At 50.1% G+C, this 21,676-nt stretch carries 21 protein-coding genes and 1 pseudogene; 11 read left to right on the top strand and 11 right to left on the bottom strand.

What is annotated here, in order from left to right; translation table 11 throughout:
- Positions 1 to 5: 5 nt before the first annotated feature.
- The 3 genes from OGV57_RS04445 to OGV57_RS04435 are packed head-to-tail and all read right to left on the bottom strand — an operon-like array spanning position 6 to position 3,549.
- Positions 6 to 1,049, bottom strand: a complete 1,044-nt coding sequence (locus OGV57_RS04445) for an NAD(P)-dependent alcohol dehydrogenase (protein WP_047715844.1) — start codon at positions 1,047 to 1,049, stop codon at positions 6 to 8.
- A 17-nt stretch (positions 1,050 to 1,066) separates the two neighbouring features.
- Entirely contained in the window at positions 1,067 to 2,446 is a 1,380-nt protein-coding gene (locus OGV57_RS04440; protein WP_047715846.1) for an MFS transporter, read from the bottom strand.
- A gap of 26 nt (positions 2,447 to 2,472) precedes the next feature.
- A complete protein-coding gene (locus OGV57_RS04435; RefSeq protein ID WP_044700068.1) occupies positions 2,473 to 3,549 on the bottom strand; it encodes a zinc-binding dehydrogenase in 1,077 nt (358 codons plus the stop codon).
- A gap of 296 nt (positions 3,550 to 3,845) precedes the next feature.
- On the opposite strand from OGV57_RS04435, the gene chiD reads away from it, so the two are divergent.
- Both chiD and yajD read left to right on the top strand, forming a co-directional pair.
- Complete coding sequence (gene chiD, locus OGV57_RS04430) at positions 3,846 to 5,099, top strand: chitinase ChiD (protein ID WP_044700031.1); 1,254 nt, start codon at positions 3,846 to 3,848, stop codon at positions 5,097 to 5,099.
- Between the two features lie 93 nt (positions 5,100 to 5,192).
- Entirely contained in the window at positions 5,193 to 5,537 is a 345-nt protein-coding gene (gene yajD, locus OGV57_RS04425; RefSeq protein ID WP_003030690.1) for an HNH nuclease YajD, read from the top strand.
- Positions 5,538 to 5,581: 44 nt separating this feature from the next.
- Here yajD and OGV57_RS04420 read toward each other — a convergent pair whose 3' ends face one another.
- Entirely contained in the window at positions 5,582 to 5,857 is a 276-nt protein-coding gene (locus OGV57_RS04420; RefSeq protein ID WP_003030693.1) for a YeaC family protein, read from the bottom strand.
- Positions 5,858 to 5,899: 42 nt separating this feature from the next.
- Positions 5,900 to 6,313, bottom strand: a complete 414-nt coding sequence (gene msrB, locus OGV57_RS04415) for a peptide-methionine (R)-S-oxide reductase MsrB (protein ID WP_003030695.1) — start codon at positions 6,311 to 6,313, stop codon at positions 5,900 to 5,902.
- Between the two features lie 341 nt (positions 6,314 to 6,654).
- Between msrB and gapA the strand changes: the two genes are divergently transcribed.
- Positions 6,655 to 7,650: a glyceraldehyde-3-phosphate dehydrogenase gene (gene gapA, locus OGV57_RS04410; RefSeq protein ID WP_003030697.1), complete on the top strand. Its 996-nt coding sequence runs from the start codon at positions 6,655 to 6,657 to the stop codon at positions 7,648 to 7,650.
- 83 nt (positions 7,651 to 7,733) lie between these two features.
- Positions 7,734 to 8,618, top strand: coding sequence for a D-hexose-6-phosphate mutarotase (locus OGV57_RS04405; RefSeq protein WP_003840872.1), 885 nt, complete (start codon positions 7,734 to 7,736; stop codon positions 8,616 to 8,618).
- A gap of 196 nt (positions 8,619 to 8,814) precedes the next feature.
- Here the strand turns inward: OGV57_RS04405 and OGV57_RS04400 are convergent, their stop codons facing one another.
- Together OGV57_RS04400 and OGV57_RS04395 are read right to left on the bottom strand one after the other, a co-directional pair.
- Entirely contained in the window at positions 8,815 to 9,669 is an 855-nt protein-coding gene (locus OGV57_RS04400; RefSeq protein WP_003846662.1) for an aldo/keto reductase, read from the bottom strand.
- 159 nt (positions 9,670 to 9,828) lie between these two features.
- Positions 9,829 to 10,575 (bottom strand): MipA/OmpV family protein, encoded by a 747-nt coding sequence (locus OGV57_RS04395; RefSeq protein ID WP_003030706.1) that lies wholly within the window; start codon positions 10,573 to 10,575, stop codon positions 9,829 to 9,831.
- Positions 10,576 to 11,008: 433 nt separating this feature from the next.
- On the opposite strand from OGV57_RS04395, the gene yeaG reads away from it, so the two are divergent.
- Positions 11,009 to 12,943 carry a protein kinase YeaG gene (gene yeaG / locus OGV57_RS04390; protein ID WP_003030707.1) on the top strand — a complete coding sequence of 645 codons (1,935 nt, stop codon included), beginning with the start codon at positions 11,009 to 11,011 and terminating at the stop codon, positions 12,941 to 12,943.
- A 121-nt stretch (positions 12,944 to 13,064) separates the two neighbouring features.
- Positions 13,065 to 14,348, top strand: coding sequence for a YeaH/YhbH family protein (locus OGV57_RS04385; protein ID WP_003030708.1), 1,284 nt, complete (start codon positions 13,065 to 13,067; stop codon positions 14,346 to 14,348).
- 65 nt (positions 14,349 to 14,413) lie between these two features.
- Here OGV57_RS04385 and OGV57_RS04380 read toward each other — a convergent pair whose 3' ends face one another.
- Entirely contained in the window at positions 14,414 to 15,184 is a 771-nt protein-coding gene (locus tag OGV57_RS04380) for a class I SAM-dependent methyltransferase (RefSeq protein WP_046670557.1), read from the bottom strand.
- A gap of 163 nt (positions 15,185 to 15,347) precedes the next feature.
- On the opposite strand from OGV57_RS04380, the gene dgcJ reads away from it, so the two are divergent.
- From dgcJ to OGV57_RS04365, 3 genes are all read left to right on the top strand, one after another.
- On the top strand, positions 15,348 to 16,838 hold the full coding sequence (gene dgcJ / locus OGV57_RS04375; RefSeq protein ID WP_286530789.1) for a diguanylate cyclase DgcJ: 1,491 nt from the start codon (positions 15,348 to 15,350) through the stop codon (positions 16,836 to 16,838).
- A gap of 43 nt (positions 16,839 to 16,881) precedes the next feature.
- Positions 16,882 to 17,385, top strand: coding sequence for a YbaK/prolyl-tRNA synthetase associated domain-containing protein (locus OGV57_RS04370; protein WP_003030712.1), 504 nt, complete (start codon positions 16,882 to 16,884; stop codon positions 17,383 to 17,385).
- A 138-nt stretch (positions 17,386 to 17,523) separates the two neighbouring features.
- Positions 17,524 to 17,970 (top strand): DUF441 domain-containing protein, encoded by a 447-nt coding sequence (locus tag OGV57_RS04365; protein ID WP_003832453.1) that lies wholly within the window; start codon positions 17,524 to 17,526, stop codon positions 17,968 to 17,970.
- On the opposite strand, the pseudogene OGV57_RS04360 reads toward OGV57_RS04365, so the two are convergent.
- Positions 17,953 to 18,745: pseudogene (locus tag OGV57_RS04360) on the bottom strand (AraC family transcriptional regulator); the annotation flags it as partial. The gene OGV57_RS04365 and the pseudogene OGV57_RS04360 sit on opposite strands and share 18 nt — an antisense overlap.
- A 99-nt stretch (positions 18,746 to 18,844) precedes the next feature.
- On the opposite strand from OGV57_RS04360, the gene OGV57_RS04355 reads away from it, so the two are divergent.
- The gene (locus OGV57_RS04355; protein WP_048216546.1) at positions 18,845 to 20,032 is read left to right on the top strand and encodes a CynX/NimT family MFS transporter; all 1,188 of its coding nucleotides are present in this window, start codon (positions 18,845 to 18,847) and stop codon (positions 20,030 to 20,032) included.
- 36 nt (positions 20,033 to 20,068) lie between these two features.
- Here OGV57_RS04355 and OGV57_RS04350 read toward each other — a convergent pair whose 3' ends face one another.
- Positions 20,069 to 20,776: a CTP synthase C-terminal region-related (seleno)protein gene (locus OGV57_RS04350; RefSeq protein WP_003846671.1), complete on the bottom strand. Its 708-nt coding sequence runs from the start codon at positions 20,774 to 20,776 to the stop codon at positions 20,069 to 20,071.
- A gap of 177 nt (positions 20,777 to 20,953) precedes the next feature.
- Here OGV57_RS04350 and OGV57_RS04345 point away from each other — a divergent pair, with 177 nt between their 5' ends.
- The gene (locus OGV57_RS04345) at positions 20,954 to 21,301 is read left to right on the top strand and encodes a DUF488 domain-containing protein (protein WP_003030722.1); all 348 of its coding nucleotides are present in this window, start codon (positions 20,954 to 20,956) and stop codon (positions 21,299 to 21,301) included.
- Positions 21,302 to 21,308: 7 nt separating this feature from the next.
- Here the strand turns inward: OGV57_RS04345 and OGV57_RS04340 are convergent, their stop codons facing one another.
- Positions 21,309 to 21,557: a putative hemolysin gene (locus OGV57_RS04340; protein WP_003840866.1), complete on the bottom strand. Its 249-nt coding sequence runs from the start codon at positions 21,555 to 21,557 to the stop codon at positions 21,309 to 21,311.
- Between the last annotated feature and the right edge of the window lie 119 nt (positions 21,558 to 21,676).

The following is a 21,676-nucleotide window of genomic DNA, read 5'->3' as shown; positions in this document are numbered from 1 at the left end:
ATAGATTAATAATTTACTTTAATAACGCCTTTGATAATTTCACATTTGTTATTAACGGATTCATCAAACGCGCGCTGAACATCTTCATAATCGTAAATATGCGTCACCATCGACTTCACATCAAAACGCCCTGAGGAGATGGCTTCAATCGTGACCGGGTAGCGGTTGGCATAACGGAAAACGGTCTGAATAGACACTTCACGGTTAATTTTGAGGAAATTAATCGCTGAATCACCAGGTACAGTACCCACGATCATGATTTTCCCGCCGCGCATTACCAGATATGGAGCCTGCTTAACAGTGATCGCTGAACCTGCGGTTTCAAAAACAATATCGGCCCCCATATCGCCGGAGAACTGCTGGCAGCGGACAACGGTGTCCTCTTTCGCCCCGTTGATCACGGTCGTCGCACCAAGTTGCTCGGCCATGGTCAGACGCTTTTCCAGGACATCAACCACCGCAATGTCGGTAGCACCCAAACATTTACAGGCTTGCAGGGTCATTAAACCAATACAGCCCGCCCCCAGAATGACGATTTTCTTGCCCGGTTTAACGTCCGCCAGCATTGCGGCATGCATCCCTACCGCCGCGGGCTCTACCAGCGCGCCTTCCATGGTGTCCATATTATCGGGCAACTTGTAAGTGAAGCTCTCCGGATGGCACAGATAGTGGGTTAGCGCGCCGCGATAATTAGGTTGCGTGGCCATAAAGTCAACATCAGGGCAGATGTTGTATTTCCCTTCCAGACAGAAGCGGCAGTGACCGCACGGCACGCCCGGTTCGATATTCACCTGGTCGCCGGGTTTAAATTCAGTCACACGGTTCCCTACTGCCACCACCGTACCGGCGCATTCATGCCCCAGACCAATTTCCTGATTGGGATCTTTCGGCGGAATAAAAGGACCTGATTCAAAACCATGAACATCTGATCCACAAATTCCAACGTATTCCACTTTAATCAGCACTTCGTGCTCTTTTGGCACCGGGATATCGGCGGCAATAATTTTCATCGTGCCCGGCGTTTTTAATATCGCTTTTGAATTTTTCATTTTATTTCCCATCAATATTATTTGCTGGTAACTGCATCAATACCGAGACTTTCGACAGAGACGCCTTTGGTTTCAATTCCGATGGTAGCAATGGCGACAGCGACAATAATGGAGACCGCACCCAGCAGTACAAATACACCCGTCACTCCATAACCATTAAGCAATACCGCGACCGCATAAGGCGCAGCGATACCACTGATACGTCCTACCGCATTCGCCAGACCAGAACCGCGGAGTTTCGCTTCGGTTGGCCATATTTCCGGAACATAGACTGCCGAGGCGTAGCAAACGTACATATAGACAAAAGTAATCAGGAAGAAACCAATTAGCGTAATCAGCAGCATGCTGGTTTGCAGTGAATAGATATATCCCAGCACGGCAATTAACACTAATAACCCCACACCCATGGTCTTTCTCGGAATTTTATCCATTACCAGCATGGCGATAAAAATCCCAAACGGCGCGCCGAACATACTCATGGTATTTAAGACAATGGAGTCTTTCAGATTAATGCCCTGTGTCATAAATATTGTCGGTAGCCAATTAATTAAGGTGTACTGGACGACGTTCATAGCAATCAGAACAAAGGAACCCAAAATAACCCGCTTCAGTAACACCCCTGTTAATAATGCGGAGTACGGAACAGAACACGGTTGTTTGCCATCATCATCTATTACGACTGGTGGCAGCGGCTTACCGGTCTGTCGAATGACACCTTCCTCAATTGCCCGCATCACCTTTTCGGCTTCCTGGTAGCGCCCGCGAGACTCCAGCCAGCGAGGCGACTCAGGGAAACTGCGCCAGGCAATAACCGTTGCTATGAGCGACAGCACCGCAGGAATCAACAACTGTACGCGCCAGTTCCATTCCGTGCTGATAAGTGGCGTCAGCCCCATCGCAATCAGCGAACAGAGTGGATAAGACCAGTTGCCGATAAACGAGACCCGACTCGACCATGTACCACGATTTCTACCAGGCATATATTCGGTAAACCCGGCAAATAAGGTCACTAACAGCGCGCCTAATCCAACTCCCATTACAAAACGGCAGGCGATCAGAAAGGTCATATTGGGTGAAAACGCACCCACGATCATAGAAATAATATGAATCGCTTCATATAGAATAAATGCGTTTTTACGCCCGATTTTATCGCCAATAATTCCCCCACCGAGCGCGCCGAGAAACATTCCTGCCGTCGTAATGGCAGAGAACGTGGCGGTGGTGGAATTATCAGTCCAGCCAAGTTCTTTTAACTGCGCGAGAATTAATCCGCCGACGGCATTACTCCAGCAAACCAGTAATCCGAAGGCAACCATCGCAAACATTGACGTATGCCAGCGACAGTCAGGTAGCCTGTCCAGTCTGGCGCCGCAGTGCGGTTTTGCTATTTGTTCCATGCGATAACGTCCTTTTAATAAACATGTTATTCATCAAAGTCGTAAGTCATGATGACTTTAATCGCGGTTTTATTGACCATGGCGTCAAATCCTTCGCGCCATTGCGATAGGCCGATACGGTGAGTGATCATCGGTTTGACCTTGATCGCTCCGCTGGCCAGCAGGCGTATGGCGTTGCGCCAGGATGTAGAATCGTAGGCCATATGGCCAATGATGCTTTTGTTCCACGCGGTGATGTCGTTGATGGAGAAATCGAGAGGTTTAAAGCCCATGCCGACGCGAACGACTTCACCATTCGGGCGCAGCATTTCGATCGATTGTTTCAGAGCTATATTGGCACCAGAGCATTCAATGACTAGCCCCAGATTGTCTTTACCGCAGATTTCCTGGCAACGTGCAACCACATCTTCGGTCGAACCGTTAACGACAGCTGTCGCGCCCAGGTCTTTGGCGATGGGGAAGCGTACGGCAACATCCTCTTCCAGCCCGACCATCACAATATTAACGGCCCCCATAATGCGCGCCATTTGCACGGAAAAGAGCCCTAATGGGCCGGTGCCGAAAACCACGACATCCTGGCCGGGAAGGAATTTGGATTGCTGAGCAATAGATTTGTAGGCGTTACAGATAGGATCCAGCACCGCCGCTTCTTCATAATCAACGCCTTGTGGGATTTCCCACAGCGCATGGCGGTGAATTTTGAGGATTTCTCCCGGCACCAGGCAATATTTAGAGAACCCTCCGCCCCATGTGTTGTTGTCGAGACCTAAGTTCACTTTTTCTGTACAACACAGAAAATCGCCTTGTTCGCAGGCCGGGCAAACACCGCAGACATGTCCACTATTGTCAGAAACCACCCGCTGACCGACTTTCCAGTCCTTAACTTTGTCGCCAACGCGGACAATTTTACCGGCGAACTCATGGCCGCGGATGGAGTTAAATTGATCAGATCCGCTATCAACATTGTAGTGTTTCATGTCCGCGCCGCAGATAGCCGCCGCTTTGATTTCAATCACGATGTCATCCGGGCCACAAACTGGTTCCGGTACATCAATCATCTTATAGCCGCCAAAGGCCTTGCCAAATCTTGCCAGTGCTTTCATTGAATTTTCCTTTGTGTTCAGTTTTGCATCAGTGACAATCATACTTATCCATATAATTTTTGAGGTCAACATCAAATCTTTAAAACACAGATTATTATCTGCATTTCACAACCAAGATCACAAATAAGTGCAAAGATGAATTGAAAACCAAGTGAACCTGGCAGCCGCTTCGCTAAAATGGCGTGAACCCCTTCGCATTTTTCCTGTTATGAAACTGTTAACCTGCGGGTGCTGTTTTTTTCGCCACGCCATTTCCGTGGCGTGTTTACTTGTTTAAATGTCAAAGAGGAACACCGATGAAACTATTGCCTTTGTTGGCAGCATTACCCTTGCTCTGCGCCAGCGTTGTTTCCGCCAATTCACTGATGTCAGTTGGCTACTTTAATGGCGGTGGCGACGTCACTGCCGGTCCTGGCGGCGACATCAATAAACTGGATGTTCGCCAGATAACTCATCTCAACTATTCGTTTGGCCTTGTCTACAACAACGAAAAAGACGAGACCAATGACGCCTTAAAAGACGCCAGCAAACTGCATCAAATTTGGCTTTCACAGAAAGTGCAGGATGATTTGCTGAAAATTCCACAGCTGCGTAAACAAAATCCAAACCTGAAAGTGTTACTTTCCGTCGGCGGTTGGGGAGCGCGTGGATTCTCTGGTGCGGCGGCAACGAAGGATACGCGCGCAGTGTTTATTCAGTCTGCGCAAGAGATAATTGCGAAATATGGTCTGGATGGCATCGACCTCGACTGGGAATATCCGGTTAACGGAGCCTGGGGACTGGTCGAAAGCCAACCGGCTGACCGCGCTAACTTTACCGCGCTGCTAACAGAACTGCGGACCGCATTGGGGCATAAAAAACTGCTGACCATCGCCGTGGGCGCAAATGCAGAAAGTCCGAAAAGCTGGGTGGATGTAAAAGCCATTGCACCATCGCTCGACTACATCAACCTGATGACCTATGACATGGCTTACGGCACCCAGTATTTTAACTCGAACCTGTATGATTCGACGCAATGGCCGACGGTCGCCGCGGCGGATAAATACAGCGCCGATTTTGTGGTCAGTAACTATCTCGCAGCCGGTCTGAAACCGAGCCAAATGAATCTGGGCATTGGCTTTTATGGACGCGTACCAAAACGCGCCGTTGAGCCAGGTATTGACTGGAGCAAACCTGACGCGCAGAAAAACCCGGCTACCCAGCCCTATTTCGAGTCAGCTCAAATTGAGTTGTTCAAATCACTGGGCGTCGACCTGAGCAAAGATACCTACGTGAAGTACAACGATATCGTGGCGAAGTTGATCAACGATCCGCAAAAGCGCTTTAGCCAACATTGGGATGATGAAGCGAAAGTACCGTGGCTGTCGGTGCAGTCTGCGGATGGAAAAACACTCTTTGCCCTCTCCTATGAAAATCCGCGTTCGGTGGCGATCAAAGCCGACTACATCAAAAGCAAAGGGTTGGGAGGCGCCATGTTCTGGGAGTACGGCGCAGATGACAATAATCAATTGGCGAAGCAGTTAGCCGATTCATTAGGCATCAAACACTGATCCCAACGCCTGACACAATAGGTTATGATTAGCACATTCTGCTGCGCCAGCTTTTGGCGCAGCTCTTCATTTTCTACTGGAGGCATGAGCTTTATGGCTTTTATCCCTAAAAATTACGCCCGTCTGGAAGTCGGTTACCGGGAAAAGGCGCTTAAACTCTTTCCCTGGGTCTGTGGACGCTGTTCCCGTGAGTTCGTGTATTCAAATTTGCGCGAGCTGACAGTACATCACATCGATCACGATCACTCCAATAACCCGGAAGACGGTAGCAACTGGGAGATGTTATGCCTGTACTGTCACGATCATGAGCATTCGAAATACACTGAGGTGGATCAGTATGGTTCTACCGTAGTGGCAGGGGAAGATGCGCAGAAAGACGTCGGCGAGGCGAAATACAATCCGTTCGCCGATCTGAAGGCGATGATGAACAAGAAATAACAGCAACTGCGGGCCCGACACCGATGTTTGCCGGGCCAGGTTAATCAGGATTTAAACGTCGCAATCGGTTCGGGCGTAATACCAAACTCAACCTTCAACTGCTGCTTGCTCTTCATCACCATCTCACCGTTGGTATCAATCGTCATATGCTGCGCGTCAATATTGTTTCGCGCCTGCCATAACATTACCAGCTGTAAGCTGTTCTCTTTTTGTTCTGCCGTTAGCGCTACGCCATCCGGCCATTTTCCGAGTTCAACGGCAGTCGATAAGCGCTGATAAACTTCCGGCGTCATACTGTTGATCATCTCATCAAGATTCATGTTAAATCCACTCTCCGTAGAATAATTTGCTGAATCGTTTCTTCAACCCTTGGTTTGCTCACCGTTTTCACTATCGGTGAAGTTCAAAGACGCTGAGTTAACGCAGTACCGTTCACCGGTAGGTTTCGGACCATCCGGGAAGACGTGTCCCAGGTGCGCATCGCAGTTTCCGCAGCGGATTTCTATGCGCTGCATGCCGTGTGACGTATCTTTTATGTAATGGATAGCCTCATCGCTGACAGGCTCGTAAAAGCTGGGCCAGCCGCAGCCAGAGTCATATTTTGTCTCGGAACGAAATAGCGGTTTATCGCAGATCAGACAGTGGTAGATGCCGTCACGCTTGTTATGCAGCAAACGCCCGGTAAATGGCGGTTCTGTCCCGTGATTCTGCGTCACGTAGAACTGCATTTCGGTTAAATTTTTTTTCAGTTCTTCTGGAGAAGGTTGATTAGCCATTTGCTCACATCTCGCTTTATCTAAACTCACATCGCGAGACAGATTCTAACAAAACATTAACACCGGAGTGCGAACTTTTGTTCTAAACTTGATCCTTGCGAAATGGCAGCCTGCAATTCGTGATCAGAATCACGTTTTTATCTTGATTGCCCTTTAAAATTCGGGCCGCCGACCCCATGTGGTTTCAAGCCCAAAGGAAGAGTGAGGCGAGTCAGTTGCGCAAAGCTTAGGCAGCAGATTGATTTGTCGCAATGATTGACACGATTCCGCTTGACGCTGCGTAAGGTTTTTGTAATTTTACAGGCAACCTTTTATTCACTAACAAATAGCTGGTGGAATATATGACTATCAAAGTAGGTATCAACGGTTTTGGCCGTATCGGTCGCATTGTTTTCCGTGCTGCTCAAGAACGCTCTGACATCGAGATCGTTGCAATCAACGACCTGTTAGACGCTGACTACATGGCTTACATGCTGAAATATGACTCCACTCACGGCCGTTTCAACGGTACCGTTGAAGTGAAAGACGGTCATCTGATCGTAAACGGTAAAAAAATCCGTGTTACCGCTGAACGTGATCCGGCTAACCTGAAATGGGACGAAGTTGGTGTTGACGTAGTAGCTGAAGCTACTGGCCTGTTCCTGACAGATGAAACCGCTCGTAAGCACATCACTGCTGGCGCGAAAAAAGTGGTTCTGACTGGTCCGTCCAAAGATAACACTCCGATGTTTGTTAAAGGCGCTAACTTTGACAAATACGAAGGTCAGGACATCGTTTCTAACGCATCCTGCACCACTAACTGCCTGGCTCCGCTGGCTAAAGTTATCAACGACAACTTCGGCATCATCGAAGGTCTGATGACTACTGTTCACGCGACCACCGCTACTCAGAAAACCGTTGATGGCCCGTCTCACAAAGACTGGCGCGGCGGCCGCGGCGCATCCCAGAACATCATCCCGTCCTCTACCGGTGCTGCTAAAGCTGTAGGTAAAGTACTGCCAGAACTGAACGGCAAACTGACTGGTATGGCGTTCCGCGTTCCTACCCCGAACGTATCCGTTGTTGACCTGACCGTTCGTCTGGAAAAAGCTGCTTCTTACGAAGAAATTAAGAAAGCAATCAAAGCTGCTTCCGAAGGCCCGATGAAAGGCGTTCTGGGTTACACCGAAGACGACGTAGTATCTACCGATTTCAACGGTGAAGTTTGCACTTCCGTGTTCGATGCTAAAGCTGGTATCGCACTGAACGACAACTTCGTGAAACTGGTATCCTGGTACGACAACGAAACCGGCTACTCTAACAAAGTTCTGGACCTGATTGCTCACATCTCCAAATAAGTTGAGATGAGTATCTGATCCAAAAAGGCGACTTCGGTCGCCTTTTTTTATGACCAAAATATTCACATACCAAGGATTGCATCATGATTAACAAAATTTTCGCTCTCCCGGTCATTGAACAGCTTACCCCTGTCCTCTCCCGCCGTCAGCTTGATGAGCTTGAGGTTCTTGTTGTCGATCACCCCCAGGTTAAAGCGTCTTTCGCGCTACAGGGCGCACATCTTCTTTCCTGGAAACCAAACGGCGAAGAGGAAGTCCTGTGGTTAAGCAACAATACCCCGTTTAAAACCGGCGTAGCGCTGCGTGGCGGCGTACCCATTTGCTGGCCGTGGTTTGGTCCGGCTGCTCAGCAGGGCCTGCCTTCGCATGGTTTTGCCCGTAACTTGCCATGGACGCTGAAAGCGCACAACGAAGACGACAATGGCGTGGTGTTGACGTTTGAACTGCAGAGCAATGCCGAAACGCATCAGCTTTGGCCGCACGAGTTTTGCCTGCTGGCCCGTTTCAAAGTGGGAGCCACCTGTGAGATGGAGCTGGAAGCTCACGGTGAGTTTGAAACCACCTCGGCACTGCATACCTATTTCAACGTTGGTGACATTGCGGCAGTGAAAGTTAGTGGTCTCGGCGATCGCCTGATCGATAAAGTGAATGATGCTAAAGAAGATGTGCTGGCTGATGGTATCCAGACCTTCCCGGACCGCACCGATCGTGTCTATCTGAATCCGGAAGCGTGCAGCGTGATTCATGATGATGCGTTGAATCGCAATATCGACGTTGTCCACCACCACCACCTGAATGTCGTGGGCTGGAACCCTGGCCCGGCGCTGTCCGTCAGTATGGGCGACATGCCGGATGATGGCTACAAAACGTTTGTTTGTGTAGAAACGGCTTACGCGACCGCTCCGCAGAAAACCACCGAAGAAAAACCATCTCGCCTCGCGCAGACTATTCGTGTTGCTAAACGCTAAGACAACTCTGCACAACATGCCGGATGCGGCTAACGCCTTATCCGGCCTACAAACACACGCAGTCGTAGGCCTGATAAGCGCAGCGCCATCAGGTAAATCAGTGCAACATGCCGGATGCGGCTAACGCCTTATCCGGCATGCAAACCACACGCAGCCGTTGGCCTGATAAGCTGCGTGAGCATCGTCATTTGGCAAATCAGGCCATATCCAGCGCTGTTTTACCTTTTGGCGCCGGATACGCCTTATCTAACTGCTTCAGCTCATCTACAGAGAGCGTTATCTGCAGCGCGGCGGCATTTTGTTCGACATGCGCTACGCTTGCGGCTTTCGGAATTGCTATTACACCCGACTGACGAATCACCCACGCCAGCAAAATCTGCGCAGCACTAACATTGTGCACGCGCGCAATGTCATTCACCACGGAATTAGAAAGCAAATCGCCACGCAGGCGTCCCGCCTGGGCCAGCGGACTGTATGCCATAACCGGCATCTGCTGCTGCTGGCACCACGGCAGTAAATCATATTCAATACCGCGCGAGGCTAAATGATAAAGCACCTGGTTAGTCGCACACTCCCGTCCACCGGGTACCTGCCATAACGCCTGCATATCATCATAATCGAGATTTGAGACGCCCCAACGGCGGATTTTCCCTTGCGCAATCAGTGTTTCCATGGCATCGACGGTCTCTGCAAATGAAAAATCGCCCATCCAGTGCAGCAAATAGAGATCCAGATAATCAGTTTTCAGTCGACGCAGGCTGGCTTCGCAGGCGGCAATGGCTTTCTCTCCACCGGCATTCCATGGGTAAACTTTCGAGACTAAAAAAGCGCTATCACGCCGTCCCGTTAATGCTTCACCCACCACCTCTTCCGCTGCACCATCAGCGTACATTTCTGCGGTATCAATCAATCGCAGGCCGAGATCCAGTCCGGCCTGCAGCGCAGACACTTCATCCCGGCGTCGGCTTGGATCCTCGCCCATGTACCATGTTCCCTGCCCAATAGCAGGAAGCGATACCTGGTTTGTAAACGTCACCTGTTTCGCTGTCATCGCACCCTCCTGTGTTAATGCACCACAGTAAAGCAAAACAACGTGCATGTGTCCTGTTAGGGTGCACAAATTGCACCATCATGATCTGGGGGTTGTCTTAAATTTAATGACGTAAAAAAGCCCGCAGAGATGCGGGCTAGTGTTTGACACCGAGTAGTATCAGAACTTGTAGGTCACACCCACCGAGAAGATGCCAGACCAGGACTTATCGACCATCGGGCTGTCTTTAACTTCATCACTCAAACGCACATAACGGCCAGTGCCGTACACGTTCCAGTTGCCAAGGAAGTTATAGCTCGCGGTCAACTCCAGGTACGGATCCCATCCATCGTCAGCGTTGTAGCTATTCAGACCACTGCGGCGAGACTCGTGATTGGACACACCATAATAGTAGTCGTTGTAGTTTTCGCTGCTGTACTGCACACCGATACCCGGCGTCAGGGTCAGACCACCATTGGTGTAACGGTAGAGCCAGGCCAGATCCCAGATAAAGCCGTTGCTGTTATCCAGGGTATCACCCGCCAGTGCGGTACGCAGGAAACCATACTGGGTGTTATGTACATATGATAGACCAGCCATCAAGCTGCTTTTACGCTTGTCGAGTTGGCGTAAAGCATGGCTATCGCTATCACCCGGCTTGAAATGCGTCGGATCATAGTACGCCATGATGGAAAGCTTATCTGCCGTATCATTCCACAAATAGTAACCGCCACCCAAGCCGCGGAACCACACATTATCGCCTTCATAGGTGACAACCGGAACAGGGTAAACATCGCGGTCATACTGTTTGTACGGGCTGTTAATCACACCAACACCCGCGCCAACAGTCCACTGACTTTCCGCCTGTGCGGTGCTAACTGCGGTTGCGGCAAGGACGCCAAGTGCCAGAAGTTTGAGTTTGGTCACAATCCATAATTCCTTATTCAAATGTGTAGCGGTCAAAGTGTAACCGCCAATACGCTTCAGCCCAACTATTTTACGTATTCACCCCAGAATGTAACCCCCTAATTTCTCAGCGAGTGATGACATTTTGCTTGCAGCACGGTGAACACCGCATGAATCCCGCTCCAATTCTTTACATAAGATGTGCTTTTTTTGCTGATGAGTTATTGATATGCCATTGAAATTCATTTGCGCACACAGGCAAGTTTTGCAAATGCCATCTACGCTTAATTTTAGAAGGTGTATCACCGAATACGTTGATCTCCTGACCACTAAAATGGCATGAGAGTTGCTTATTTCTTCAGCAGCGACGTCGTTCAGTTTACCTCTTCAGGGGCCTCTACTATTCATATGAACGGCTCTTAACATGTGCTAAAAAACGAAAGGACGGCATACCATGAATATATTCGATCACTATCGCCAGCGTTATGAAGCTGCCAAGGACGAAGAGTTCACGCTGCAGGAGTTTCTTACCACTTGTCGGCAAGATCGCAGTGCTTATGCCAACGCGGCAGAGCGGCTATTAATGGCTATTGGTGAGCCTGTCATGGTTGACACTGCCCATGAACCTCGACTTTCTCGACTCTTTTCGAATCGGGTAATTGCACGCTATCCCGCTTTTGAAGAGTTTTACGGCATGGAAGACGCCATTGAGCAGATTGTTTCTTATTTGAAGCATGCGGCTCAAGGTCTGGAAGAGAAGAAGCAGATTCTGTATCTGCTGGGGCCTGTGGGAGGGGGGAAATCATCTCTTGCTGAGCGGCTGAAGTCGCTGATGCAACGAGTACCGATTTATGTCCTGAGCGCCAATGGCGAACGTAGCCCGGTCAACGATCATCCGTTATGCCTGTTTAATCCGCAGGAAGACGCGCAGATCCTGGAAAAAGAGTATGGGATCCCGCGTCGTTATCTCGGTACGATCATGTCGCCGTGGGCTGCTAAACGTCTGCATGATTTTGGCGGGGACATTACAAAATTCCGCGTCGTCAAAGTCTGGCCGTCTATTCTGGAGCAGATCGCTATCGCTAAAACGGAGCCTGGTGATGAAAACAACCAGGATATTTCTGCGCTGGTCGGGAAAGTGGATATTCGTAAACTCGAACACCACGCCCAGAACGATCCTGATGCCTACGGTTATTCGGGCGCACTGTGCCGCTCAAACCAGGGGATTATGGAGTTCGTTGAGATGTTTAAAGCACCGATTAAAGTGCTGCATCCTCTGCTGACCGCCACCCAGGAAGGAAACTACAACGGGACAGAAGGTATCTCCGCCCTGCCGTTTAACGGGATTATTCTTGCCCACTCGAACGAGTCTGAATGGGTAACGTTCCGTAATAACAAAAACAATGAGGCGTTCCTTGACCGTGTTTACATCGTCAAAGTGCCTTATTGCCTGCGGATCTCTGAAGAGATCAAAATTTACGAAAAACTGCTTAACCACAGTGAGCTGACCCATGCGCCTTGCGCACCGGGCACGTTGGAAACGCTCTCTCGCTTTACCATTCTTTCTCGCCTGAAAGAACCTGAGAACTCGAGCATTTACTCGAAGATGCGCGTTTACGATGGCGAAAGCCTGAAAGATACCGATCCAAAAGCGAAATCCTATCAGGAGTATCGTGATTACGCCGGGGTTGATGAGGGAATGAACGGTCTGTCCACGCGTTTCGCGTTTAAGATCCTCTCTCGCGTATTTAACTTTGACCATGCTGAAGTGGCAGCTAACCCGGTTCATCTGTTCTACGTACTGGAGCAGCAAATCGAGCGTGAACAGTTCCCGCAGGAGCAAGCTGAGCGTTATCTTGAGTTCCTGAAAGGCTATCTGATCCCGAAATATGCTGAATTTATCGGCAAGGAGATCCAGACAGCTTATCTCGAATCCTATTCCGAATACGGACAGAACATTTTCGACCGTTATGTCACTTATGCGGATTTCTGGATTCAGGATCAGGAGTATCGCGATCCAGATACCGGGCAGCTGTTTGATCGCGAGTCACTGAACTCAGAACTGGAGAAAATTGAGAAGCCGGCGGGTATCAGTAACCCGAAAGATTTCCGTAACGAGATCGTCAACTTTGTTCTGCGTGCCAGAGCGAATAACAGCGGTCGCAATCCAAACTGGACCAGTTACGAAAAACTACGCACGGTTATTGAGAAGAAAATGTTCTCCAATACCGAGGAGCTGCTGCCGGTCATTTCGTTCAATGCTAAAACCTCGACTGACGAGCAGAAAAAACACGACGATTTTGTCGACCGTATGATGGAAAAAGGCTACACGCGTAAACAAGTGCGTTTACTGTGCGAATGGTATTTGCGCGTACGTAAATCGTCTTAACATAAGTGCCCGGTGGCGCATGCGCTTACCGGGCTTGCAAAACAATGTTCCGTAGGCCGGATAGCGACAGCGCCATCCGGCACTTACAGACATGGCGAACAGTTGGCAGTACGGGGGGCTTATGACCTGGTTTATTGACCGGCGTCTTAACGGCAAAAACAAGAGCACGGTAAACCGCCAGCGCTTCTTACGCCGTTATAAATCGCAAATTAAACAGTCGATCTCCGAGGCCATTAACAAGCGTTCGGTGACTGATGTGGATAGCGGCGAATCTGTCTCTATTCCGACTGATGATATTAGCGAACCAATGTTTCATCAGGGACGTGGTGGCCTGCGCCATCGCGTACATCCGGGTAACGACCATTTTGTGCAGAATGACCGCATTGAACGCCCACAAGGCGGCGGTGGCGGCTCAGGAAGTGGACAAGGCCAGGCCAGCCAGGATGGTGAGGGTCAGGATGAGTTCGTCTTTCAGATCTCTAAAGATGAATATCTTGATCTGTTGTTCGAAGATTTAGCACTTCCTAACCTGAAGCAGAATCAGCAGCGTCAGTTAACGGAGTATAAAACACACCGGGCAGGTTTTACCTCTAACGGTGTGCCTGCCAACATTAGCGTGGTGCGATCCCTGCAAAACTCACTGGCGCGCCGTACGGCGATGACAGCGGGTAAGCGTCGCGAACTGCATGCTCTCGAAGCGGATCTGGAAACCATCGCGAAAAGCGAACCAGCGCAGTTGCTGGAAGAGGAACGGTTACGCAAAGAGATTGCCGAACTGCGGGCAAAAATCGAACGCGTGCCATTTATCGACACCTTTGATTTACGCTACAAAAATTATGAAAAACGCCCCGACCCTTCCAGCCAGGCGGTGATGTTCTGCCTGATGGACGTCTCTGGTTCGATGGATCAGTCGACCAAAGATATGGCTAAACGCTTTTATATCCTGCTGTATCTGTTCTTAAGCCGGACCTATAAGAACGTGGAGGTGGTTTATATTCGCCACCATACCCAGGCGAAAGAAGTGGATGAACATGAGTTCTTCTACTCTCAGGAAACCGGGGGAACCATTGTCTCCAGTGCGCTGAAGTTAATGGATGAAGTGGTGAAAGATCGCTACAACCCTGCCCAGTGGAACATCTATGCTGCACAGGCATCGGACGGTGATAACTGGGCAGATGATTCACCGCTGTGTCATGAGATTTTGGCGAAAAAGCTACTGCCAGTGGTACGCTATTACAGCTATATCGAAATCACTCGCCGCGCCCACCAAACCTTATGGCGTGAATACGAACATCTGCAATCAACCTTTGATAACTTTGCGATGCAGCATATCCGCGACCAGGATGATATTTACCCGGTATTTCGCGAACTGTTTCATAAGCAAAGTACGACCAGTAACAATTAATCTAAACAAATCAGTCAGCGCGTAGATGTGCTGACTGATTTTATAAATAGTGCCCCATCCTGTTTTTATTTTCCCTTAACAGAGCAGCAGGCAATGTAGTTTAGCTGATGACGTTGCGAACGGAAGAAGCGAAACATTTTCAGGAACCGACGACGATTTTCGCTCGTGCGTAAGCCGTTAAACACAATTTTAACTGCCCCTGTAAGCCCTTCATCACGAATTAATCCGCGCGGTGACATCAGCGACATGTTGCCATTCTGCTGCAAGACCTGTTCGAACCCGCAGTTAAGAAACAAATCACGCCAGCCTTGTCTGGTCATTGGGCTAACGTTTGATTTCACCACATCGACAAGCTGGCCCTGTTCGCCCGCGCCCAGTTTTTGGGCGGTGAACATAATATCGTGGGTGAGCAGGCGCCCACCGGGCTTCAACACGCGATAATATTCGGCTATTAACTTCGCCTTCGCTTTATCGGCATACATTGTCAGCATGGCTTCGTTAATCACAACATCGAAACTGTTATCCGCAAAAGGAAGAGTGTTGGCGTTTGCCGCCATCACATGAATGTGATTTTCCAGACCATTTACTGCCACATTATTTCTGGCATTAGACAGCGCGGTTTTATCCATATCGATAGCGTAGACCGTACAACCAAAGCGTTGAACTAACTCTATCGCCGTCGTGGCCATGTTGCACGCCACTTCAAGCACCTGGCTGCCGGGCGTCAGCTGTGACTGGCTAAACAACCATTCTGTTGCTTCAACGCCGCCCGGACGCAGACGGGTTTTGCCCAGGCTGGCTAAAAATGTATGACCCGCTTTTTCAGTCGCGCTCATTGGCCTGTCTCCTTTTATAAGTTGCATTATAAATACAACATTAAGAGTTAAAGGTGAAGCGCGCGAATGATTTTTATTACAAAATGTCCTTGCCCGTAGCGTTAGAGCGGATGTATGCCGTGTGATAGACTGAATTATCAGACTTACAGGGCTGTAAACCATTATGAAATTGCATCATAAAGCGCTCAGGCTCTTTATCTCCGTCAGCGTAATTGTTTTGACGTCTTCTTTTTTGGTTTATGAGCTCATTGCCAGCGATAAAGCAATGAATGCGTACATGCGCTATATCAATGAGAAAGCCGACTCATCGTTTCTCTATGATAAGTACACAAATCAAAGCATCGCAGCCCATCTGATGCGCACATTTTCGTCCCCCCAGGAGCCAGCCTCTCTCGAACAGCAAAAAGCACTTTGCACCACTTTCGACAGCGTTAACGGCGCTCATGGGCTCAACCTTACTAAGCACAACTATCTGCCATTGCACGGTACGTTGCAGACCACCTCAACAAAATGTAGTGAACAGCTTGATGACATTTTTCTGCTGCCTTCTTTTGACCGGGCGGTCAATGTTAATCGTCAGCAGAAAGATTACGGTCAGGGATTAGGGACGTTAGAGTATAAATTTCGATATTACGTCGATCTCAAAAATAACTACGTCTATTTCTATGATTTGATCGACTCGCGGAAATTTGCGATACACAACTGGTCGTTTTTGCAAAAAGGTACGCTGGGAATCGACCAGAATGATATTGATGGTATTTTCACCGGCCGCACGGTGATTTCCAGTATTTATGAAGATAACCTGACCGAGAAAAAAGTGATGAGCTTTTTAACACCGGTCTACTACACCGGTAAGTTAAAAGGTGTGGTGATGGTAGATATTAATAAAGAGAATTTACAGAATATTTTCTATACCAGCGACCGCCCTCTCGTCTGGCGCTATCTTAATGTAACGGTCTCGGATACCAGCTCCGGTAAAGAGATTCTCGTTCATAAAAGTGAAACCGATCTGTTCCGCTATGTTGACTATGAGAAGGACATACCCGGTGGTATACGCATCACACTCTCACTCGATGTTATGTATTTTATTGTCTCGTCCTGGAAGATATTCGCATTCTATTTACTGGCAACGATATTACTGCTGAATATGGTCAGAACGCATTTTCGGTTGTATCACAACGTCACGCGGGAAAATGTCAGTGATGCGATGACCGGGCTCTACAACCGTAAAATTTTAACGCCGGCGCTTGAGCAGCGTTTGCAACAGTTGGTGAACACGGGAACGCTCGTCACCTTTATCGCCATCGACTGCGATAAACTGAAAGTCATCAATGACACGTTAGGGCATAAAGAAGGCGATCGGATTATCACCCATCTGGCCAAAGCCATTCAAAGCTCTATTCGCAAAAGCGACTACGCCATCCGCCTCGGCGGCGATGAGTTTTGTATTATCCTCATCGACCACCCCAGTGATTTAACGCCCCGCCTGCTGGAAAGAATTCGCTATAACTTACAAATTATTGCGCATGATATATCCATCAGCTTCTCCGCCGGGGTTTATAATATGCAGCCGAACGACACTATTGATGATGCTTACAAAGCATCTGATGCACAGCTCTATCTGAACAAACAGAAAAAACACGCCGGTGCGTGATTATTTTTCTGCAGGATTTTCATTGTTGTACCAGGAGTAAGTCATGACGGAAGTGAACAAAGGTAACGCAACGCATCAGCGTTTAATTTCGCTGTTGTCAGAGCAAGGCGCAACGTACCGCGTGGTAAGCCATGAAGCCGTCGGCAAATGTGAGGCAGTTTCTGAAATTCGTGGTACCGCACTGGGCCAGGGAGCAAAAGCGCTGGTCTGCAAAGTAAAAGGCAACGGCGTCAATCAGCATGTTCTGGCGATCCTCTCTGCCGATCAGCAGGCCGACCTGAGCCGGTTAGCCAGCCATATTGGCGGGTTGAGAGCGTCTCTTGCCAGCCCGGCGGAGGTAGATGAACTGACTGGCTGCGTATTTGGCGCTATCCCACCGTTCAGTTTTCATCCTAATCTCAAGCTGGTCGCTGATCCGCTATTGTTTGAGCGTTTTCATGAAATTGCGTTTAATGCCGGGTTGCTGGAAAAATCCGTGATCATGGATACCGCAGATTACCTGCGTATCGCGCAACCTGAATTAATCCCTTTCCGCCGCGAACAATAATAGTCTGCGTTAGCAGTAAAAAACGTCGCATCGTGCGTTAGCCCAAAAAAAATCATAATCATTAAAAAAAGCCTGTTCCGTCACGCATTTACGCGTACAGTAAGCAGGCTTATTTTTTCTTTTGGCAAGGAAACTACGATGTTTGATGTCACTCTGCTGATCCTCCTCGGACTGGCAGCTCTGGGCTTTGTCAGCCACAACACCACTGTCGCTGTTTCAATTCTGGTGCTGATCATTGTCCGTGTTACCCCTCTGAATACTTTCTTCCCCTGGATTGAAAAACAGGGCCTGACCGTCGGGATTATCATTCTGACCATTGGCGTCATGGCACCGATCGCCAGCGGAACGCTACCGCCCTCCACGCTCATCCACTCCTTTGTAAACTGGAAATCACTGGTCGCTATTGCCGTCGGGGTATTTGTCTCATGGCTCGGCGGACGCGGCGTTACGCTAATGGGCAGTCAGCCCCAGCTTGTTGCCGGATTACTGGTGGGCACGGTACTGGGCGTGGCGCTGTTTCGCGGTGTGCCGGTGGGGCCGCTTATTGCGGCAGGCCTGGTCTCGTTGATTGTTGGGAAGCAGTAGCCAGCCCGTTCAGATAACGGCCTGGCGTCTGCCCCAGGCCTTTTTTGAACATAGTGATAAATGCCGTGGTCGAATCGTACCCGAGCATTTGCGCGACCTGTTGTACATTGCGGCCATCGATCAACGCCTGCAACGCCAGAATCAGCTGGAGCTGGTGACGCCAGCGGCGAAAACTCAACCCCGTTTCTTTGACGACCAGACGAGCAAGGTTACGTTCACTCATCGCAAATACGCTGGCCCATTGTCCCAACGTCTGCCATTGTGCAGGCTCTTTCGCCATCGTTGCGACCATTCTGCGAATTTTCGGGTGATCGGAAACCGGTAACTGCATCTGCTCCTGGGGTTGCTGCGGGAGTTCATCAAACAACACTTGCGTCAGCCGCTGAGTTGCCGGTTCCAGTCGCTGAGCATCCGATTTGGACGCCAGCGCCAGAATGAGTTCCCGACATAACGGGGCGATTTTCAGCGTGCAGCAACGTTCAGGCATCACGACAGCCTGCGGCTCAATAAATAGAAAACACAATTGCGCGCCCACGGTAACGTGGTTGCTGTGTGGAATTTCGCCAGGGATCCACACCGCATATTGCGGAGGCACCATCCACATAGCGTTTTCAACTTCACAGGTGATCGCGCCATGCAGCGCCAGGATCAACTGTCCCTTACGATGCTGATGCAGCGGACTGAAAAGTTCATCTTCCCGAGCCTGAATACAAAATGCTACCGCCGCATCGTGGTGCAAATCGGGCTCATATCCATCCAGTCTCAGTCCCAACATAAGAATGTCCTATTTTAGCGATAATCTGTCATTTTAGCTTGATTCATCCATAGTGTAAAAACGCTAAAGTATCGCCTCGCCTGACGATATGAGAAAAAAATGATTACTACACCTTCCTCCCGTGGCAAAAATGCAGCGTTGCTGATCGCGGGGATCCTGATGATTGCCACCACACTGCGCGTCACCTTTACCGGCGCAGCCCCGTTGCTGGATGCCATTCGCGCCGACTACGGCTTGAGTACCGCCCAGACTGGGCTTCTGACTACCCTGCCGCTGCTGGCCTTCGCGCTGGTATCACCCCTGGCTGCCGCCGTTGCGCGCCGCTGGGGCATCGAACGTAGCCTGTTTGCCGCGATGCTGTTGATTTGCGTAGGTATTGCGATTCGTTCGCTGCCTTCCTCAGGGTTCCTGTTTAGCGGTACCGCCATCATTGGTTGCGGAATCGCGTTGGGAAATGTGCTGTTACCCGGATTGATTAAGCGTGATTTTTCCCAGCATGTGGCGAAACTCACTGGCGCATACTCGCTGACCATGGGCGCGGCGGCGGCACTGGGCTCGGCAATTGTGGTTCCATTGGCACTAAATGGATTTGACTGGCGCGGTGCGTTGATGGTGCTGATGGCCTTCCCGCTGCTGGCGCTGATTATCTGGTTGCCCCAATGCCGCCAGACTGCTCATGCCAGCCTGAGTAACTCGCGCGCCTTGCATTCCCGCGCGATCTGGCGCTCTGGCCTAGCCTGGCAAGTGACGCTGTTTCTGGGGATCAACTCCCTTGTCTATTACGTCATCATTGGCTGGCTACCCGCCATTTTAATTAGCCATGGCTACAGTGAATCTCAGGCCGGTTCGTTGCATGGTTTACTGCAGCTGGCGACTGCCGCGCCGGGAATATTGATCCCTCTCGTCCTGAACAGATTTAAGGATCAGCGCGCCATCGCCGCTCTGGTTTCGTTAATGTGCGCCGTCGGCGCGGCGGGATTCGCCATAATGCCCGAACAGGCATTGCTATGGACCATCCTGTTTGGCTTTGGCTCAGGCGCGACGATGATCCTCGGCTTAACCTTTATTGGCCTGCGCGCAAGCTCAGCGCATCAGGCTGCAGCGCTCTCCGGCATGGCGCAGTCTGTCGGATATTTACTGGCCGCCTGCGGGCCACCGCTGATGGGGAAAATTCACGACCTCAACGGTAGTTGGCTGATTCCATTAACGGGTGTCGCCGTGTTAGCGATGCTGATGGCGGTGTTTGGTTTGTGCGCGGGGCGCAATCGGGAGATCGCGAGCGCATAATGCAGAGGGCAGGTTCGCGGACAACCTGCCCAATATTTATCCGCGCGCGGCGCGCAGCATCGCCTGAACCAGAGGTACGGGTTTTCCCGCCAGCGCTCCGCGTTCATGCTGAAAGAGCGTGCCGACATAAAATGGATGTGTCACCAGCTCAATGGCACGAATATCACCAGCCTCATCCCAACCGGTCACACGGAGATCGCCACGCTCCAGCTCAGCGGCAAAATCTTCCGATACGCCGTAGTTGCAGTGATATCCCTCCGAGATAACATCCCGTCCGTAGGCTTTGGCAATCAGCGTATTGGCCCGAAGCTCAATATCATCCGTTTTTTCTACCAGCGAGCAGGTCAACGGTGCTATCACCATCCGACCCGTGGTGTCCGTCTCCGCGTGGGCGGCGTCGATCCAGCCCAGCACGTTGCGGGCATACTCCAGAATGGCATGTTGAAAGCCGCCACAGGTACCCAGGAATGGGATGCTGTTTTCACGCGCATAGCGTATCGCGATCAGCGCCCCTTCCAGGTGGCGATAAGGACTGCCTGGAACGACCCAAATGGCATCATAACCTACCAGGTCCTCACTGCTGCTGATATCAGATGTGGTTAGCCAGTCATAATCAGCCACTAATTCCAGGACGGCAGCGGCATCATCAATGGCAAGAGGAATAGCCTGATGCGCCACAATATCGGGGTTGTAATCGCCCACCAGCGCAATGCGAAGCGTATCTTTAATCGGGGAAATTTCCATTAAACGTTCCTTATGTCCAGACAATGAGGGACACTATAAGGAGCCTCAGCCTACCGATTTTTTGTTGGTATCACAATCCCTTAAATTGGGAGTCAGGGCTGGCGGAATGCTATAATGGTCACGTTTTACGATCTTATTTAACCGTAATAGCGATAGCTTAATGGAGCGGATGAAGAGATGAATATTCAGTGCAAACGTGTGTATGACCCGGCAGAAAAAAGCGATGGTTACCGCGTGTTGGTCGACCGGTTATGGCCTCGCGGGGTGAAAAAGAGCGATCTTATTTTCAACGAATGGAATAAAGCACTTACCCCGTCATCTGATTTACGTAAGGCATTCCACGCAGAGTTGATTGATTTCTCGCATTTTTCTGAGCAATATCGCGCTGAACTGGCTCAACAGCAGCAAGAAGGAAAGCGCCTCGCAGAGATTGCCCGACAGCAAACCTTAACGCTACTGTATGCGGCGAAAAATACCCAGCAAAACCACGCGCTGGTGCTCGCTGAGTGGCTACGTCAATGCTGACCGCGTATCACTTGCCCGCTGTCGGATGATCTCTACGCCAGAGCGCCCATTCATCAATCACTTCCCCTCCGGGTAGTTTGCAGTCTGACCTTACGCCTTGCGGAGTCTGCACCGCAACCAGCGTACCGCCCTTTTGTTCGCAATACACCGATGCCGGATTCGCCATGCCGATTTTTGGTGGTTTAGGGGCATCAGGCTGCGTTGTACACCCCGCCAGCACCAGCAAGCCGGGCAAAATAATAGACGCTAGTTTCATCTCTACTCCTGTTTAAAAGTATTATTCCGGCAGGTTACCCCGACTTCCCTTCTATCTCCATGTTTTACGTTCTAATTTCAATTTTATGATTACATTTCAGCCAGAAACACGTGTTTCAT

This window comes from Citrobacter sp. Cf087 (assembly GCF_030334285.1).
GTDB lineage: Bacteria > Pseudomonadota > Gammaproteobacteria > Enterobacterales > Enterobacteriaceae > Citrobacter > Citrobacter freundii.
Note: the sequence above shows the minus strand (reverse complement) of the source record. Positions and strands in the feature narration are given on the sequence as shown.

Bases quoted from the DNA above. Each gene is read 5' to 3' on its own strand.
- OGV57_RS04445 (WP_047715844.1), bottom strand. From the start codon at position 1,049: ATGAAAAATTCAAAAGCGATATTAAAAACGCCGGGCACGATGAAAATT.
- OGV57_RS04440 (WP_047715846.1), bottom strand. From the start codon at position 2,446: ATGGAACAAATAGCAAAACCGCACTGCGGCGCCAGACTGGACAGGCTA.
- OGV57_RS04435 (WP_044700068.1), bottom strand. From the start codon at position 3,549: ATGAAAGCACTGGCAAGATTTGGCAAGGCCTTTGGCGGCTATAAGATG.
- chiD (WP_044700031.1), top strand. From the start codon at position 3,846: ATGAAACTATTGCCTTTGTTGGCAGCATTACCCTTGCTCTGCGCCAGC.
- yajD (WP_003030690.1), top strand. From the start codon at position 5,193: ATGGCTTTTATCCCTAAAAATTACGCCCGTCTGGAAGTCGGTTACCGG.
- OGV57_RS04420 (WP_003030693.1), bottom strand. From the start codon at position 5,857: ATGAATCTTGATGAGATGATCAACAGTATGACGCCGGAAGTTTATCAG.
- msrB (WP_003030695.1), bottom strand. From the start codon at position 6,313: ATGGCTAATCAACCTTCTCCAGAAGAACTGAAAAAAAATTTAACCGAA.
- gapA (WP_003030697.1), top strand. From the start codon at position 6,655: ATGACTATCAAAGTAGGTATCAACGGTTTTGGCCGTATCGGTCGCATT.
- OGV57_RS04405 (WP_003840872.1), top strand. From the start codon at position 7,734: ATGATTAACAAAATTTTCGCTCTCCCGGTCATTGAACAGCTTACCCCT.
- OGV57_RS04400 (WP_003846662.1), bottom strand. From the start codon at position 9,669: ATGACAGCGAAACAGGTGACGTTTACAAACCAGGTATCGCTTCCTGCT.
- yeaG (WP_003030707.1), top strand. From the start codon at position 11,009: ATGAATATATTCGATCACTATCGCCAGCGTTATGAAGCTGCCAAGGAC.
- OGV57_RS04385 (WP_003030708.1), top strand. From the start codon at position 13,065: ATGACCTGGTTTATTGACCGGCGTCTTAACGGCAAAAACAAGAGCACG.
- OGV57_RS04380 (WP_046670557.1), bottom strand. From the start codon at position 15,184: ATGAGCGCGACTGAAAAAGCGGGTCATACATTTTTAGCCAGCCTGGGC.
- dgcJ (WP_286530789.1), top strand. From the start codon at position 15,348: ATGAAATTGCATCATAAAGCGCTCAGGCTCTTTATCTCCGTCAGCGTA.
- OGV57_RS04370 (WP_003030712.1), top strand. From the start codon at position 16,882: ATGACGGAAGTGAACAAAGGTAACGCAACGCATCAGCGTTTAATTTCG.
- OGV57_RS04365 (WP_003832453.1), top strand. From the start codon at position 17,524: ATGTTTGATGTCACTCTGCTGATCCTCCTCGGACTGGCAGCTCTGGGC.
- OGV57_RS04355 (WP_048216546.1), top strand. From the start codon at position 18,845: ATGATTACTACACCTTCCTCCCGTGGCAAAAATGCAGCGTTGCTGATC.
- OGV57_RS04350 (WP_003846671.1), bottom strand. From the start codon at position 20,776: ATGGAAATTTCCCCGATTAAAGATACGCTTCGCATTGCGCTGGTGGGC.
- OGV57_RS04345 (WP_003030722.1), top strand. From the start codon at position 20,954: ATGAATATTCAGTGCAAACGTGTGTATGACCCGGCAGAAAAAAGCGAT.
- OGV57_RS04340 (WP_003840866.1), bottom strand. From the start codon at position 21,557: ATGAAACTAGCGTCTATTATTTTGCCCGGCTTGCTGGTGCTGGCGGGG.